Origin of the sequence: Nonomuraea montanisoli (assembly GCF_013363975.1) — a bacterium.
Taxonomy (GTDB): Bacteria; Actinomycetota; Actinomycetes; order Streptosporangiales; family Streptosporangiaceae; genus Nonomuraea; species Nonomuraea montanisoli.
This window is the reverse complement of sequence record NZ_JABWGN010000011.1, coordinates 392,214-406,569: the sequence shown is the minus strand read 5'-3', so window position 1 is coordinate 406,569 and position 14,356 is coordinate 392,214. Positions and strand designations below refer to the sequence as shown.

General features: G+C 71.9%; 17 protein-coding genes. 12 read left to right on the top strand and 5 right to left on the bottom strand.

From position 1 onward, the window contains the following. The first annotated feature begins 58 nt into the window (after window positions 1–58). Entirely contained in the window at window positions 59–1,468 is a 1,410-nt protein-coding gene (locus HTZ77_RS29395; RefSeq protein ID WP_175592931.1) for an aminotransferase-like domain-containing protein, read from the top strand. 66 nt (window positions 1,469–1,534) lie between these two features. Next, window positions 1,535–2,164, top strand: a complete 630-nt coding sequence (locus HTZ77_RS29390; RefSeq protein ID WP_175592930.1) for a TMEM175 family protein — start codon at window positions 1,535–1,537, stop codon at window positions 2,162–2,164. 166 nt (window positions 2,165–2,330) lie between these two features. On the opposite strand, the gene HTZ77_RS29385 is transcribed toward HTZ77_RS29390, so the two are convergent. Beyond that, the gene (locus HTZ77_RS29385) at window positions 2,331–3,206 is read right to left on the bottom strand and encodes an NAD-dependent epimerase/dehydratase family protein (protein WP_175592929.1); all 876 of its coding nucleotides are present in this window, start codon (window positions 3,204–3,206) and stop codon (window positions 2,331–2,333) included. Window positions 3,207–3,326: 120 nt separating this feature from the next. Here HTZ77_RS29385 and HTZ77_RS29380 point away from each other — a divergent pair, with 120 nt between their 5' ends. From HTZ77_RS29380 to HTZ77_RS29365, 4 genes are read left to right on the top strand one after another with little or no spacing between them, the layout of a single operon-like run. Beyond that, window positions 3,327–3,854 (top strand): MarR family winged helix-turn-helix transcriptional regulator, encoded by a 528-nt coding sequence (locus HTZ77_RS29380; RefSeq protein ID WP_328808838.1) that lies wholly within the window; start codon window positions 3,327–3,329, stop codon window positions 3,852–3,854. A 50-nt stretch (window positions 3,855–3,904) separates the two neighbouring features. Continuing rightward, on the top strand, window positions 3,905–4,564 hold the full coding sequence (locus tag HTZ77_RS29375; protein ID WP_175592928.1) for a TetR/AcrR family transcriptional regulator: 660 nt from the start codon (window positions 3,905–3,907) through the stop codon (window positions 4,562–4,564). Continuing rightward, window positions 4,561–5,379, top strand: a complete 819-nt coding sequence (locus tag HTZ77_RS29370; protein WP_175592927.1) for a class I SAM-dependent methyltransferase — start codon at window positions 4,561–4,563, stop codon at window positions 5,377–5,379. The genes HTZ77_RS29375 and HTZ77_RS29370 overlap by 4 nt, the downstream gene beginning before the upstream one ends. Before the next feature lie 29 nt (window positions 5,380–5,408). Beyond that, window positions 5,409–5,894 carry a hypothetical protein gene (locus HTZ77_RS29365; protein WP_175592926.1) on the top strand — a complete coding sequence of 162 codons (486 nt, stop codon included), beginning with the start codon at window positions 5,409–5,411 and terminating at the stop codon, window positions 5,892–5,894. Window positions 5,895–5,910: 16 nt separating this feature from the next. Here the strand turns inward: HTZ77_RS29365 and HTZ77_RS29360 are convergent, their stop codons facing one another. Together HTZ77_RS29360 and HTZ77_RS29355 are read right to left on the bottom strand one after the other, a co-directional pair. Beyond that, entirely contained in the window at window positions 5,911–7,002 is a 1,092-nt protein-coding gene (locus HTZ77_RS29360; protein WP_175592925.1) for a CU044_5270 family protein, read from the bottom strand. Next, window positions 6,999–7,496, bottom strand: a complete 498-nt coding sequence (locus tag HTZ77_RS29355; RefSeq protein WP_175592924.1) for a SigE family RNA polymerase sigma factor — start codon at window positions 7,494–7,496, stop codon at window positions 6,999–7,001. The genes HTZ77_RS29360 and HTZ77_RS29355 overlap by 4 nt, the downstream gene beginning before the upstream one ends. A 149-nt stretch (window positions 7,497–7,645) precedes the next feature. On the opposite strand from HTZ77_RS29355, the gene HTZ77_RS29350 reads away from it, so the two are divergent. Genes HTZ77_RS29350 through HTZ77_RS29335 form a run of 4 tightly spaced genes read left to right on the top strand, consistent with a single transcriptional unit; the run spans window position 7,646 to window position 11,062 of the window. Continuing rightward, entirely contained in the window at window positions 7,646–8,476 is an 831-nt protein-coding gene (locus HTZ77_RS29350) for an ABC transporter ATP-binding protein (RefSeq protein ID WP_175592923.1), read from the top strand. Beyond that, entirely contained in the window at window positions 8,473–9,297 is an 825-nt protein-coding gene (locus tag HTZ77_RS29345; RefSeq protein ID WP_175592922.1) for an ABC transporter permease, read from the top strand. Before HTZ77_RS29350 ends, HTZ77_RS29345 begins: the two co-directional genes overlap by 4 nt. Then, window positions 9,294–10,448, top strand: a complete 1,155-nt coding sequence (locus HTZ77_RS48440; protein ID WP_175592921.1) for a sensor histidine kinase — start codon at window positions 9,294–9,296, stop codon at window positions 10,446–10,448. The genes HTZ77_RS29345 and HTZ77_RS48440 overlap by 4 nt, the downstream gene beginning before the upstream one ends. Then, window positions 10,445–11,062 carry a response regulator gene (locus HTZ77_RS29335; protein ID WP_175592920.1) on the top strand — a complete coding sequence of 206 codons (618 nt, stop codon included), beginning with the start codon at window positions 10,445–10,447 and terminating at the stop codon, window positions 11,060–11,062. Before HTZ77_RS48440 ends, HTZ77_RS29335 begins: the two co-directional genes overlap by 4 nt. Before the next feature lie 58 nt (window positions 11,063–11,120). Here HTZ77_RS29335 and HTZ77_RS29330 read toward each other — a convergent pair whose 3' ends face one another. After that, a complete protein-coding gene (locus HTZ77_RS29330) occupies window positions 11,121–11,639 on the bottom strand; it encodes an ArsR/SmtB family transcription factor (protein WP_175592919.1) in 519 nt (172 codons plus the stop codon). A 128-nt stretch (window positions 11,640–11,767) separates the two neighbouring features. Between HTZ77_RS29330 and HTZ77_RS48435 the strand changes: the two genes are divergently transcribed. After that, window positions 11,768–12,715: a DUF2218 domain-containing protein gene (locus HTZ77_RS48435; protein ID WP_175592918.1), complete on the top strand. Its 948-nt coding sequence runs from the start codon at window positions 11,768–11,770 to the stop codon at window positions 12,713–12,715. Window positions 12,716–12,768: 53 nt separating this feature from the next. Continuing rightward, window positions 12,769–13,284, top strand: a complete 516-nt coding sequence (locus tag HTZ77_RS29320; RefSeq protein ID WP_175592917.1) for a GNAT family N-acetyltransferase — start codon at window positions 12,769–12,771, stop codon at window positions 13,282–13,284. On the opposite strand, the gene HTZ77_RS46725 is transcribed toward HTZ77_RS29320, so the two are convergent. After that, window positions 13,210–14,340 carry a VOC family protein gene (locus HTZ77_RS46725; protein WP_235995285.1) on the bottom strand — a complete coding sequence of 377 codons (1,131 nt, stop codon included), beginning with the start codon at window positions 14,338–14,340 and terminating at the stop codon, window positions 13,210–13,212. The two genes, HTZ77_RS29320 and HTZ77_RS46725, sit on opposite strands and share 75 nt — an antisense overlap. Window positions 14,341–14,356: the final 16 nt, after the last annotated feature.

Below are 14,356 nucleotides of genomic sequence, written 5' to 3'. Positions count from 1 at the left end.
TGCCGATCGCGCGAGACAGTGCCAATTTTGGAAAATGGACCATGATCTGGGGTGGTGGGTGCGTATCGCCCTTGACGGGTGGCGGCGCCGTACCGGGCCCCACTACCGGCGGATCGCGGAGGGGATCGCCGACGCGATGGAGCGGCGGCTGGTGGACGCGGGAGAGCGGCTGCCGGCCGAGCGGCCGCTGGCGGACGCGCTCGGGGTCAGCCGCGGCACACTCGTCCGCGCCTACAGCGAGCTCGCGGACGCCGGCCTGGTGGAACGCCGCCAGGGCGCCGGCACCTTCGTCCGCCCGCGTCCCACCTCGACGCCCGCACCGCTGGAGGACGCGGCCTCCGCGCTGCTGCGCCGCCGGCTGGCCCAGGACGGCTCCTCCGGCCACGAAGAGGTCATCGATCTGTCCCTGTCGGTGCCCGCGGGCGTCGATCACCTGCCGCCCTTCGACGGCGGCATCCTGCCGTACGACCTGCGCGGACATGGCCTGCACCCGGCCGGGCTCCCCGCGCTGCGCGCCGCGCTCGCCACGCACCTCACGGAGCGACTGCACCTGCCGACCACGGCGGATCAGCTGATCGTGACCTCCGGTGCCCGGCACGCGCTGTCGCTGGTGCTCGCCGCGACGGCCGCCTCCGGGCGTTCGGTGATCACGGGCTGCCCCACCGGTCCGGGACTCGTGTCGGCCATGCGGGGAGAGCGCCCCATCGCGGTGCCGGTGGATCCGTTCGGCATCGACGCGCAGGCCGTGCGGCGCCTGGCCGTCCGCACGCCGGTGATCTACGTGGACTCCGCGGCCCACGACCCCACCGGCGCGGTCCTCAGCGCCTCACGCCGCGACTCGTTGCTCGCCACGGTACGGCGAGGCGGCGCGCTCCTCGTGGAGGACCTGACCCAGGCGGGGCTGGACCTGGGGGAGGAGGGACAGCCGGTGATCCCGCTGGCGGCGCGGGACGAGTCCGTGATCGCCTTCGGATCCCTGTCGAAGATGTTCTGGGCAGGGCTTCGAGTCGGCTGGATCCGGGCGCCGGAGCGGTCGCGTGACGTCCTGCTGCTGCGTTGCGCGAGCGATCCCGCTCCTGGCGTGCCGTCCCAGCTCATCGCCGCCCGCCTGCTCGGGGCGGCCGGGACGACCTGGCAGGACGGGCTCCGCCACTCCCTGCGTGACCGGCGGGATCTGCTGCTGGCGCTGCTGGAGCGGCAGTTGCCCGCCTGGCCGGCCGAGATGCCGCGGGCCGGGCTGTCGACCTGGGTCTCCCTGCCGGTCGGCGACAGTGAGAGCTTCGCGCACCTGGCCGCCGCCCGCTACGGCGTCATCGTCGCCCCGGGAGCCACCGCCTGCGTGGACGGCAGGCACCACCACGGCATCCGTCTCTCCTTCGCCGAGGCCCCGCCGACCCTGGAGGCCGCGGTCGACCGGCTCACCGCGGCGTGGGAGGAGCACTCCCGCCGGCTCGCCGTCGGGCGATGACCTCGTCAGGACCGCCGGTGCGGGGAGACGGCCTGCTTCTCCGTCCGCAGGCTACGATCTGGGGCCGTGACGGACGATTCCCCCGCAATTAGTACATCTCGCCTTGAAGCGTTCAGCGACGGCGTCTTCGCCATCGCCATCACCCTGCTGGTGATCGAGATCCACCTGCCCGAGGGCTGGGAGCACGACCTGCGGGGCGCTCTGGTCGGCCTGTGGCCGTCGTACGTGGCGTACGCCATCACGTTCCTGCTCGTGGGCATGGTCTGGATGAACCACCACCGGATGTTCCACTTCATCCGCAGGACCGATGGCATGCTGCTCGGGTTCAACGTGCTGCTGCTGATGGACGTGGCCTTCCTGCCGTTCCCCACGCACGTGCTGGCCGAGGCCCTGCACAGCGGCGACGTCGCGGCGCAGCGGGTCGCGGCCGTCTTCTACGGGCTCGTGCTGGTGGTCGGCGGGATCTTCTACAACGCCGTGTGGTGGTACGCCTCGCTCGGCCACCGCCACCTGGGCCCCCACATCACCCCGGCGGAGGCGCGCGCCCTGCGCCTGCGGTGGGGCATGGGCCCGGTCTCCTACCTGGTGCCGACCGTGATCGGCGCCTTCAGCGCGGTGGCCGCGCTCTGCTGCTACGTGTTCCTGATGATCTTTTTCTTCTTCGACATGCGGCCGAGAAGACGTCAGGCCGCGTGACGACGCGGCATCCTCAGCAGTTGAGGGTGGCGGTGGTACGGGGGCGGCCCGAGGCCGCCCGCGCAGAGCGAGGCGGCCAGCAGCACGAGTGAGCGAGTGGGCATCGCGGATCCCATCGGTGAGGCGTCATCAAGATCATGACAGCTCCGACGGAATCGCGGCGGGCTCAGCGGTAGGAACCGTCGCGAAGGTCGGCGGTGGCCTCCAGGTGGCGCGGCTGCCAGCCCAGCCGGTCGCGCGCCACCTCGCCGCTGACCGACTGGTCGAGCGTCAGGGCGTCGGCGAACAGCTCGCCGAGCGCCTCGCGCGCCTGCTCCAGCGGCCAGACCCGCGGCTCGCCGGTGACCCCGGCGGCCTGACCGGCGGCGGCGGCCAGCTCCCGCACCGGAACGGCCGGCTCGCTCACGCCGTGCCACAGCGTTCCCGCGGGCGCCTGCTCCACCACCTTGGCGAAGAGGTCGGCCAGGTCGTCGACGTGCACCATCGGCCAGCGCACCGCCGCGTCCCCGACGACCAGGGGCGTGCCGTTCTTGCGCGCCAGGGCGACCAGCAGGGCGGAGATGCCGCCGCCGCGGCCGTACACGATGCCCGGACGGAGCACGGTGGCGCGGACGCCCTCCTCGGCGGTGGCGAGCACCTGCTGTTCGATGCCGGGCCGGTAGCCCACGATCGCGATCGGGTCGGTCGGCGACTCCTCGTGGGCGGTCGCCGATCCGGTGGCGCCCAGCACCCAGATGCCGCTGGTGTAGACGAACGCGCGCCCGGTGCCGCGCAGCGGGCCGGTCAGCGCCGCGACGGCCGCGGCGTCGGTGTCGGCGTCACCGGTGGGGGTGGCCAGATTGATCACGGCGTCGATGTCGGGCGTGACCGCCGCGGTGAGCGAGCCGGGGTCGGTCAGGTCGCCTACACGCCGCTCGTACGGTCCTTCGGGATGGGCGCCACCCGGGCGGACGAGCTCCACCACCTCGTGTCCCGCGGCCGACAGTCTTTCGGTGACGGCCGAACCCAGGTAGCCGCGCGCTCCGACGATCAAGATACGCATGTCATCTCCCTCAAAAATTTCGATGTCGAAACATTAGAGCGAGGATCCCCCAAGTGTCAAACATTTCGATGTCGAGAGATTAGACTGCGGAGCGAACCGCCTCACAGGAAGGGGCCTGGCGTGAGCGACGCGACCCGGCAGGACGGAGTTGATGTGATCATCGAGGAGTGGCGGGCGGTGCGCCCCGACCTCGACAGCTCGCCCATGGGGGTCATCGGCCGCCTTTCCCGGGCGTCGAGGCTGCTCGAACGCGCGATCAAGGAGGAGTTCGCCCGACACGGGCTCGAGTCCTGGGAGTTCGACGTGCTGGCCACGCTGCTGCGCTCGGGTCCGCCGCACCGCCTCTGTGCCGGAGACCTGAGCGCGGCGGTCATGGTGAGCTCGGCCGCGCTGACCAACCGGGTCGACCGGCTGGTGAGCAAGGGGCTGGTCGACCGGGGCGTGGACCCGGACCATCGGCGACGCGTCCTGATCTCCCTGACCGACCAGGGGCTGCGCCTCGTCAACGAGGTCGTCGAGCATCACCTCGCCAACGAGCACCGGCTCCTGGAGGACCTGCCCGCCGCCGAGCGCGATCAACTGGCGGCGCTGCTGCGCCTTCTGCTCATCTCCCTCGGCGACGACGGACGCCGACCGTCCGGCGTCTGAGGTCTCCACGGCCCTTGCGTGATACTGAACGTGCGTTTAGCATCCAAAACATGTGTTCAGCATCGTCGGACCTGACCGCCCAGGCCAGGATCCGCAACGCGGCCATCGCGCACTTCGCCCGGGACGGCTTCCAGAAGACCAACCTGCGCGCCGTCGCGGCGACCGCGGGAGTGAGCGCCGGCCTGGTCATCCACCACTTCGGCAGCAAGGAGAGGCTCCGGAGCGTCTGCGACGACCACGTCCTGCGCATCCTGGTCCAGCGGGCCGGCGACGCCCGTCCGAGCGGCATGCGGGACCTGTTCCGCGAGTACCTGTCCAACCCGGAGGAGTACCGCCTCCAGGTGCAGTACATGCTGCGCGCCATCGAGGAGGACACGCCCGCCGCGGCCACCTTCGTCGACACGCTGGTCGAGGAGTCGGAGGAGATCCTGCGGGCCGGGATCGCCGACGGCACGATGCGCCCGTCCTCCGACGTACGGGCGCTGGCGGTGCTGAGCGTGCTCCACAGCGTGGCCACGCTGACCATGCCGCCCGCCCTGGCGCGCGCGCTGGGCCACGAGCGGTTCGGCCCCGACGTGCTGCGCCGCCTCGCGCTGCCCACGCTGGAGCTCTACACCCACGGGCTGTTCGCCGACGACGCGGCGCTGAAGGCGGCCAGGGCCGCGCTGGACGAGTCCCCGCAGGACGAGTCCCCGCAGGAGGAAGAATGATCACCCTTCCCGAGCTCACCCCGCTGGAGAACACGCTCTGGCTCACCCTCGCGGGCAAGGCGCTCGACTACCAGGCCGAGCACCCGATCCTGCGCGACAAGACCGCCTACGACGTCGTCACGAAGCTCGGCTACGACGCCGGGCAGTTCAAGCTCAGCGCCAGCCCCGTCGTGGGCATCGCCCACCGCTCGCTGGTGATGGACGACATCGTGCGGCGGTTCGTCGCCAGGCATCCCGGCGCGGTCGGGCTGGACCTGGGCGCCGGGCTCGACACCCGCGTCCACCGCGTCGACCCGCCCGCCACCGTCGAGTGGTACGACGTGGACCTGCCCGGCGCGGCCACGGCCAGGCGGCTCCTGCTCCCCGAACGCCCCCACGCCCACACCATCGGCGCCGACCTCAACGACGCCCACTGGCTCGACGAGATCCCCGCCGACCGCCCCGCCGTGATCGTCGCCGACGGCCTGATCGGGTTCCTGTCCAAGGAGGAGCTGGCCACCCTCCTCGACCGTCTGATCAGCCACTTCCCCTCGGGGGAGATCTGCTTCAACGGTTACACGCGCTTCCACGTGTGGGCGGCCAGGAAGTACGCCGGCACCCGGTCCGTCGCCCCCTACCTCAGGTCTCCCGGCTTCGACACCCCACAGGACATCGAGCGCCTGGAGCCGCGCATGAAGCTGGTCCGCGAGATCTTCCTGGGGCGCGAGCCCGAGGTCGCCCGCTATCCGTGGACCACCCGCCTGGCAAGCTTCCTGACCGCCTGGAGCACCTTCCTGTCGCGCAAGGGCACCGCCGTCCAGCACTACCGCTTCTGATGTGATCACGAGGTGCCATCCTCGTTTCCATGATCCGTTCATCATTCGCGGCGTTATGGGTGCTGCTGTCGCTCGCCGGCTGCGCCGGGCAATCCGCCCTGCCGGGGTCCTCCACGCGTGCCGAGCCGACATCGGCGGCCGCCCCGCAGACGCCGTCCCAGCAGAGCGCCATCCCCGGCTCCCAGCAGTTCCACGCCGCCGAGCTGCGGCCCGGCGACTGCGTCGAGCCCCTGCCCCAGACGTTCATGGTGACCGTCGTCCCCTGCGATGTGCCGCACTCCGCCGAGTTCGCCACGACCTACGTCCTTCCCGAGGGGCCGTGGCCGGGAGCGGACATGAACCGGCTCATGGAGAACGGGTGCCTTCCCAGGATGCGCATCAAGGAGTCGGAACGGGACGCGGTCGGCCTGTGGGGACTCGGGCCGGCGGAGGACGACTGGCCGCGGTACAGAACCGTGTACTGCCTGGCCGTGCCCCCGGACGGCCGGAAGACGACGGGACGGGTGGTCAAATGACCACCTGTCCACCGGGCTAGTCGCGCGGGCGATCGCCCAGGTCGTCGACCCAGCCCATGTCCTCGTAGGAGACCTGCAGCGTCGGCTCCGATTCCCCCGGCGAACGGAACTCGTAGGCGAGCAGCTCGGCCGTGCCGTCGTCCACGATCAGCCGGAACTCGCCCGCGCTCTCCCCGGTCCCGGTCCCCGGAAGCGCCAGGGCGACTCCCGTGCGGCCCAGCGCATCGGTGACCTGCCCCTGTGACCTGATCTCGCGCTGTTCGGCGAGCAGCCGGTAGAGGGCGGAGCGGGTCCCGGGACTGATGGGGCCGGCCAGCAGGTCCCGCGCCGCCGACCACACGTACTCCCCGAACTCCGGCTTGGCGGGGGACCAGTCGCTCGGGGACTCCTCGTCGTACAGCCGCCGGAAGCGGCTCTCCAGCGTGTCCTTCGTGGTCGGCAGCTCCAGCAGCTTCCCGATCGGGAAGCGGTGGTTGCCGATCAGGAAGGACAGGTCCATGTCGTGGTCGTTGGTCGACGGCTTCTCCGGGGCCAGGGCGGGGGAGCCCAGTCGCCGCCACCTCGCCTCGTCCGCGGCGGAGGCGAAGGCGACCTTCGGGTCCTGGCCGGTCACCGTCCGGCTGGACGCTCCTCTGTCGCTCGGGTACCAGGTGTCCTGGGTGGTGGCCACGGTCGCGGAGAACGGCGTCCCCCGCATCGGGTTCCCGCCCTTCGGCAGGTAGCGCGCCGGCTTGGTGGTGCGCTCACGGACGTACCAGAAACGGCCCGACGTCGCCGGCTCGCGGGCGGCGGTCTCGGCCGCGGCCAGCAGGACGGACCTGGCGTCGAGGGATCGCGAACCGGGAGGATGCGAGGCTCGGGAGTGCGGCGCGACGGCGACCGCGGTCGAGGCCGGTGGCGTGGCGGCGGGGCCGAGTCCGGCCGTGCCGAGGGCCACGACGAGCGCTGCGGAGAGGAGGCCCGTTCCGGCGACGGCGCCCGCGACAGTGCGCCTCCGCCTGGCCTGGCGTCCCCGGCGCACCAGCTCCGACACCGGCGCCGGAGTGGCCGGTTCGCGGTGGGCGAGGGTCCGCAGCGCCCGGGCGAGGTGTTCCTGATCGTCGTTCATCGTGCTGCCTCCTGGTTCTCCCGCAGAGCCGCGCGCAGCCGCGCCATCGCTCTGGAGTGCTGACTCTTGACTGTGCCGACCGAGCAGCCGAGGGCGGCCGCGACCGCCTTCTCCGTCAGGTCCTCGTAGTGCCGCAGCACGACGATGGCGCGCTGCCTGCGCGGCAGGGACAGCAGCGCGCGCCGCAGGTCCTCGTCCCGCTCGTACGGCCCGGACCGGGGATCCGCGTGGTCGGGCGGCTCGGCGGTGGGCAGTTCCCGTTGACGCCGCCGCCACCAGCTGACGTTCCCGTTGACCAGCATGCGTCGCAGGTAGGCGTGCGGGTCGGTGAGGGCCGCGCGCCGCCACCGCACGTACAGCCGCACCAGGCAGTCCTGGAGCAGTTCCTCGCCCCGATGGCGGTCGCCGGTGAGCAGGATGGCGACGGCCATGTGCCTGTTCCAGGCCGCCTCGACGAAGGCGGCGTACGCGGCTTCTTCCGTTGGATCACTCACATGGCCACGACGCGGAGGCGGTGGGAAAAGGTTGTCAGCCCGCACCTGGTTCTCGTCGAAGGAGGGGTGCGCCGTCCTCCGATCGGAGGACGGACGCGTCCATCACTCGGAGGTGCCGGGAGGGGCCCGGCGCGCCGGACGATCGTCGCATGAACGCAGCGGTGAGCGTGCGGGGACTGACCAAGCGCTACGGCGACGTGACGGCGCTGCGGGGCGTCGATCTGGAGATCCGGCCCGGTGAGGTGTTCGCGATCCTCGGCCCCAACGGCGCGGGCAAGACCACCACCGTCGAGATCCTGGAGGGGCACCGCGATCGCGACGCGGGCACGGTCAGCGTGCTAGGAGTGGATCCGCGGCGGCCCACCAGGCGGTGGCGGGCGAGGACGGGGATCGTCCAGCAGGCGGCCGACGACATGGCGGAGGTCACCGTCAGGGAGGTCGTCCGGCATTTCGCGACGTACTACCCGCGTCCCAGAGACCCTGACGAGGTCATCGAGCAGGTCGGGCTGGCCGGGAAGGCGGACGCGAGGATCCCGGCGCTGTCCGGCGGCCAGCGGCGCAGGCTCGACGTCGCCCTCGGCATCGTCGGCGACCCCGAGCTGCTCTTCCTCGACGAGCCCACCACCGGGTTCGACCCGGAGGCGCGCAGGCGGTTCTGGGACCTCATCAGGGGCCTGGAAGGCACGACGGTGTTGCTCACCACGCACTACCTGGAAGAGGCCGAGGCGCTGGCCGACCGGGTGGCGGTGATCGTCCACGGCCGGATCGTGGCCGAGGGCGACCCGCGGACCCTGGGCGGCAGGGCGAGCGCCAGGGCCACGGTGGCCTGGGCCGACGGCGAGGTGGAGACCGACACCCCGGCCGCGACGGTCGTCGAGCTCGCCCGGCGGTACGGGGGCGAGGTCCCGCGGCTGACCGTGACCCGCCCGTCCCTGGAGGACACCTACCTGCGGCTGATCGAGGAGCGGAGCGGACCATGACGACCACCGACACGGCCCGCGGGCTGCCTTCCGCCCTGGAGATCGGGGCGGGGCGAGCGCTCTTCGAACTGCGGCAGTTCTTCAGGGAACGGGACCAGGTGATCTTCACCTTCTCCCTGCCGATCGTGCTCCTGGTGCTGTTCGGCTCGATCTTCCGCGGCCGGTTCGAGGGCAGCGGCGTCACCGTCGCCCAGGTGTACACCGCGGCCCTGATCGGGGCGGGCGTGCTCTCCGTGAGCCTGCAGAACCTCGGCGTCAGCATCGCCGTCGAACGGGAGCAGGGCGTGCTCAAACGGCTGGCCGGCACCCCCATGCCCAGGTCCGCCTACTTCCTCGGCAAGATCCTCAGCGTGATGGTGATGTCGGTCGCCGAGGTGACGTTGCTGCTGACGGTCGCCGTCGTCCTGTACGGCCTCAGGCTGCCGGACGACGTCACCGGCTGGCTCACCTTCGGCTGGGTCGGGATCCTCGGCCTGGCGGCGGGCAGCCTGCTCGGCATCGCGGCCAGCAGCCTGCCCCGATCCGCCAAGAGCGCCACGGCCGTCATCACCCTGCCCTTCATCGTCCTGCAGTTCATCTCAGGGGTGTTCATCCCCTTCACCGAGCTGCCCGGCTGGCTGGTCGGCGTCGCCTCCGTCTTCCCGCTTCGGTGGATGTGCCAGGGGTTCAGAGCGGTCTTCCTGGGCGAGGGCGGCGCCGCTCTGGAGGTGACGGGCTCGTACGAGCTCGACCGGGTGGCACTGGTTCTGGGAGCCTGGGTGATCGGAGGCCTGGTGCTGTGTCTGCTGACGTTCCGGTGGAAGAGCCGCCGCGACCGGTGAAGAGCGGAGATCTCGACGCGTGGCGGCAGTTGTGGGGCTGGGAGCTCCTGCTGGCCGTGTCCGTCGCCGTCCCGGGAGTCTTCCTGCTCCTCGGCGACCAGCCCGGATGGCAGAAGGCGACGGCCGCGGCCTGCCTGGCGGCCTTTGCCCCGCTGTACGTGTTCCTGGGACGTCCCGCGGTCATCCGCGACGACGCGCGTCGCGGAGCGGTCTATGTGGCGCTGATGGTCGTGCTCTACGTCCCCGTGGCGCTGACCTCGCAGGAGAGCCTCTTCACGCTCTTCGGGCTCTGCGCGCAGTGCTTCATCGTGCTGCCGTCGAAGTGGGCGACCGCCGCGGTCCTGGCCTTGTGCGTGCCGCCGGTGGCCAGGGTCGTCGCGGTCTCCTCGCACCCCAGGCAGTTCTTCAACGTCATCGTGGTGATCACCATCGCCGTCTTCTTCTCGGCCGTCCTCGGCGGCTGGGCCGACCGGGTCACCACGGAGAGCAGGATGCGCTCGGACCTGATCGAGCAACTGGAGAGGAGCCGCGCCGAGGTGGCGAGGCTGTCGGCCGAGCGAGGCGCGCAGCAGGAGCGCGAACGCCTGGCGGGGGAGATCCACGACACCCTCGCCCAGGGGTTCAGCAGCATCATCATGCTGCTGCAGGCGCCCGACCCGACCAGGAACGTGCGGCTCGCCGTGAAGACCGCGCGGGAGAACCTGGCCGAGGCCCGCGCGCTGGTCGCGGCCCTGGCCCCCGCGCCGCTCGACTCGTCCCCGTTCCTGGAGTCGATGCGGCGCATCACCAGGCGGACGGGTGAGGAGACCGGCGTCGCCACGGCCTTCGCCACGGACGGCGACGCGCGGCCGTTGCCGCCGCACGTGGAGGTGGCGCTGGTCAGAGCGCTGCAGGAGGGGCTGGCGAACGTGCGCAAGCACGCGGACGCGCGAGAGGTGCGGGTCACGGTGGGGTACGGCAGGCGCGAGGTGACCCTACGGGTGGCCGACGACGGCAACGGGTTCGACCCCGGTGACAGCGATGGCTCGCGGGGCGTCGAGGGCTACGGGTTGCGCAACATGCGCAGCCGGGTCGAGCAGGCGGGCGGATCCGTCGGGGTCTCCACCGCTCCCGGCCGGGGGACCGAGCTGACGGTGGAGGTGCCGACGTGATCAGGCTGCTCATCGTGGACGATCACCCGGTGGTCCGTGAAGGGCTGCGCGGCATGCTGGAGTCGGATCCGGGCATCGAGGTGGTCGGCGAGGCGGCCTCGGGGGCGGAGGCCGTGGTCAGGGCGCTGCGGCTGGCGCCGGACGTCGTCCTCATGGACCTGCGGATGCCCGGCGGCGACGGAGTGGGTGCGATCCCCGGCATCCTCACCGAGCGTCCGGAGACCCGGGTCATCGTGCTCACCACGTACGAGACGGACGGCGACATCGTCCGCGCGGTGGAGGCCGGCGCGGCGGGTTACCTGCTCAAGGACGTCAGCAGGGCGGACCTGCTGGCCGCCGTCGGGTCGGCGATGCGCGGCGAGACCGTGCTGTCGCCGTCGGTGGCGACCAAGCTGGTCACCAGGATGCGGGCCCCCGTCGCGGAGTCGCTGACGCCCCGCGAGGGCCAGGTGCTGGCGCTGGCCGCCAAGGGCATGACCAACGCCGAGATCGGCCGGGCACTGTCGATCAGCGAGACCACGGTCAAGACGCACCTGCTGCGCGTGTTCGGCAAGCTCGGAGTGTCGGACCGTACGGCGGCGGTGACCACGGCCATGGAGCGGGGCCTGCTCTGACGGCCGCGACGGTCATGGCGTGTGAGCGGAGTGGGGCCCTGCTTTGCGGGGCGGGCGGTCACTCCTCGGGGGGAAGGCGGGGGATGTCGGCGCGGTAGAGGCTGAGGAGCAGCCCGTACGCCTCGGTTCCGGGCCTCGCGGTTTCGTGCCGGCCGGGATCCAGGGCCTCCAGCCGTTCGGCCAGGGCGCGGGCCTCGTCGGGGGTGAGCCACAGGTGGCGCAGCGACGTGTGGTCACGGGTGCCGGGACGGGCGGGCAGCATCTCCGCCAGCGCGGCGCCGACCAGGAACTCGGCGCCGACGCCGGCCTCCTCGGCCAGCCGGAACCCCCTGCTGACCAGCTCGAAGCGCTGCTCGGTGCCGCCACGCACCCGCCGCGTGCCCGCGAGGCGGACCAGCCCGGCATCGCGCAGGACGCGCACGTGGTAGCCGACCGTTCCCTTGGTCGAACCGAGGGCCGCGGTCAGCTCGCCGAGCGTGGCGGGGCGCTGGCGCAGCAGGTTCACCATGCGGTGGCGCAGCGGGTGTCCGAGTGCCTTGAACTGCGCGGGCGAGCTCAACGTCAGGGGGTCGTCCATGACGTAAGTGTCTAGGAATCTCGACGCTTTTGACAAACCGGGAAGCCTCGCGGCAGACTGCCGTCGCGCACCGAAGCGTCGAGCTTTCTCGACGCTTCGACGCCTGACGCCTGAGGAAGGACCCCCGCATGCCCCTGTCCACAGCTCATGTCGCGACCGATCGCCCGGCCCGCTACGTCAAGCAGCTCATCTCGCACATGGGCCACAAGGCCACCGCGGAGCTGACCGGCGCCGGCCGGGGCACCGTCACCTTCCGCCAGGGCACCTGCTCGCTGACCTCCACCCGGGACGAGCTGATCCTGATCGCCGCCGCCCCGGAGCTCGACTCCCTGGCCGGTGTGCAGGACGTCGTCACCCGGCACCTGGTGCGCTTCGCCACCCAGGAGGAGATCCACGTCGAGTGGACCGCCCCGACCGCCGGGGACGCCCTTGAGATCGTCACCCCGGCCGTCGGCGACTACCTGCTCGCGCACTCCACCCCGGCCGACCAGGTGCTGACCGAGCTGGCCGTCGCGACGCGGGAGGCGACCGGCCGCTCCGCCGGGATGCAGGTCTCGCCCGACGAGGGCGCCCTGCTGGAGATGCTGGTCCGGCTCGCGGGCGCCCGCCGGGCCATCGAGGTCGGCGTGTTCACCGGCTACTCGGCCCTGTGCATCGCCCGCGCGCTGCCGGCCGACGGCTCCCTGCTCGCCTGCGACGTGAGCACCGAGTGGACCGACATCGCCCAGCCCTTCTGGGAACGCGCGGGCGTCCGGGAGCGCATCGACCTCAGGATCGGCCCGGCCCTCGACACGCTGCGGGCGCTGCCCGAGGAGCCGGCCTTCGACTTCGCCTTCGTGGACGCGGACAAGGACAACTACCCCGCCTACTGCGAGGAGATCGTCCCGCGGCTCGTCCCCGGAGGTCTGCTCGTCCTCGACAACGTGTTCCTCGGGGGCACGGTGCTCGACCCGGCGTTCCAGGAGGAGGACCAGCGGGCGATGCGCCGGGTGAACGACGCCCTCGCCCGTGACGACCGGCTGGACTGCGTGATGCTGCCCGTCCGTGACGGCGTCACGCTGGCCCGCAAGCGCTGAACGGGCCCTGCCGGCCGCCTGGGACGATGAGACTTGGCGATATCATCGCGATCATGGCGGATTGGGGTCTTCGTCCGGCTTTGTTGTCGGACGTCGAGGCGGTGGTGGAGCTGCGGGCCGTGGTGATGCGGCCGGATCTCGAACGGCTCGGGAGGTACGACGAGCAGCGGGTACGGCAGCGGCTGCGGGACGCGTTCGAGCCGGAGCACACCTGGACGATCGAGGTGGGCGGCGCCTTCGCCGGTTGCGTGGCGCTGCGGCCGGCCGAGGACGCGTACTGGCTGGAACACTTCTACCTGGACCCGGATCTGCACGGCAGGGGCATCGGCTCCGCCGTGATGAGCCGGCTGCTGGAGCGGTGCGACCGCGAGAACGCCGTCGTCCGGCTGAACGTGCTGCAGGGCAGCCCGGCCCGCCGGCTGTACGAGCGGCACGGGTTCACGGTCGAGGCCGAGGACCCGGTGGACGTCTTCATGGTGCGCGGCCCGGCGACGTCAGACCGAGGTCTCCTGGCGGAAGACGATCGCGGCGCCCAGCGCGGCGTCGGCCGGCACGAACATCTCTCCTGACCCGGTGCGGGCGACCGGGACGCCGTTGTCGCGCAGAAGCCGCTCGGTGACCGCGATGTCCCGGACGGACACCGCGTAGCCGACGAACGCCGGCAGGGCCGCCGGACGTTCGCCCGGCAGCAGCTCGGCGAGCGCCGATGCCGCCACGACGGCGACGCCCGCCCGCTCGAAACCCGTCGTCCCCTCGAAACCGGTCGTCCCCTCGAAACCGGTCGTCCCCTCGAAACCGGTCGTCCCCTCGAAACCGGTCGTCCCCTCGAAACCGGTCGTCCCCTCGAAACCGGTCGTCCCCTCGAAACCGGTCGCCCGCTCGAAACCCGTCGTCCGCTCGAAACCCGTCTCGCGGCCGTCCCGCGGCTCGCCGAAGTAGGCGCCGTAGCGGCGCTCCAGCTCGGGCGACGCCGGGTCGGCGACGCAGATCAGGCATGCGACCAGCCCGGTGGCGCCGTTGGGGTGGTCGGCGTGCCGCTGGTTCCGGGGTGCCGCGGCAGGGGTGTTCTGGGCGAAGCCGATCCTGCCTTCCGGCACGCGCCCGGCGGGCAGCTCGGGATCGGAGATCTCCAGGTAGCGGGCGGGCTCCATCACGGTCCCGGTCTCGGTCTCGACGGGCCGCTGGACGGCGTGCACGCCGCCGTGGCCGACGCCGGCCGCGGTCAGCCGCGCGGCGACGCCGTCGATGTCCGGCGTGTCGGCGATCATGATGTGCAGGCCCTGGAAGCGCTGGAGGAAGGCCGTGATGTTGGCGGCGGTCGCGGCGATGGCCGCCCTCAGCCCTGGCAGCTTGTTGTCGGGGACCTGCAGCGGGATCGGGCGGGCGTCGTCCGGCATGGCCCCGGCGTCGTCGACGACGGCCACCAGTTCGACGAAGTTGCCGGGGAAGTGCACGTGGCTGTTGGCCACCCCGAACGGTTCGGCGGGGCCTCCCGCGACGCGCGGCAGGACGGGGTAGGCGGGTGCCGACACGGTGAAGCCGAGCCGCCGGTACCGCTCCGTCGCCTGGCTCATGTCCCGCACGATGTGCCCCACATGGTGCAGGCCGCTGACGTCGTCACCCATGACGGGCCACCTCCGT